Here is an 823-nt window from a genome sequence, read left to right as displayed (position 1 = left end):
TTTCATAATATTTTCTTTAAGTGGAAATGGGTAAGATTCAATATTCTAATACGAACCGTCCGGAATTTCAGACGGCCTTTGAGATTTTAGATATTAAGGAAGAGAGCAGGCTTCTGGTATTATAATTTTACAATTCAGATAGCCTTTTCGATTACATTTATTCAAAGCTTCATTTTCAGCTTTACCTTTATCATTTGAAGAATAAAAGATTTCTGATTTTTTTTCCGTTATTCCCTCTGCCAAGGCAATACAGCCATTTCTCACCCAAATTGCTACATGGCAAGGAGCATTTTTTCCTCCTTGCTCACATTGTTTTATAGCCGCTCGTTTGGCTTCTGCTTTTGAATTCATATTTAAGGCACCTCCAGTAACTCCGGTTTTTACGTTTACTGCTAAAGCACCATATTTAGAAGGAATATTGACAGTAATAGTTCTACCTGTTTGGCCACTATTTATAGAACCATTGTAATAGGGATCATTTGCTAAAATAGGAGCCATGCAATGAGGATCACCTGATGGGCCACCGCCTACACCTGGTGTGCAGGCAAAAGAAACTACGGAAAACATACCGAGAAAGAGGGTTAAAATAAATTTATCCATAATAAGATTCCTTCATTTATTTTTTGGATCGATCAAATTTTTGACTTCAGATGCTTGTCCCAATGTCGATTGCCCTTGAGTTTTTACGATGTTTGTATTAGTCGCAGTATTGCCCGATGTCCATCCTGTATTATTACTATAGCGGAACTGCGAGTTATTAGAATCCCCAACCTGAGATTGCTGTGCTGTATTAATCTGAGGAGGTGCATTATGCCCTGGCATC

The 823-nt window shown here is 37.7% G+C and carries 2 protein-coding genes; both read right to left on the bottom strand.

The genetic code is table 11. The features are described 5' to 3' along the window. Positions 1 to 93: 93 nt before the first annotated feature. Positions 94 to 600 carry a DUF4189 domain-containing protein gene (locus HMPREF2661_RS10850; protein WP_070823779.1) on the bottom strand — a complete coding sequence of 169 codons (507 nt, stop codon included), beginning with the start codon at positions 598 to 600 and terminating at the stop codon, positions 94 to 96. Positions 601 to 612: 12 nt separating this feature from the next. Continuing rightward, positions 613 to 823 (bottom strand): hypothetical protein (locus HMPREF2661_RS11690; RefSeq protein WP_210400056.1); only part of this gene is annotated, 211 nt, incomplete at its 5' end.

The organism is Neisseria sp. HMSC061B04 (assembly GCF_001836705.1).
Lineage (GTDB): Bacteria > Pseudomonadota > Gammaproteobacteria > Burkholderiales > Neisseriaceae > Neisseria.
The sequence above is the reverse complement of the archived record's forward strand: the minus strand, read 5'-3'. Positions and strand labels throughout refer to the sequence as shown.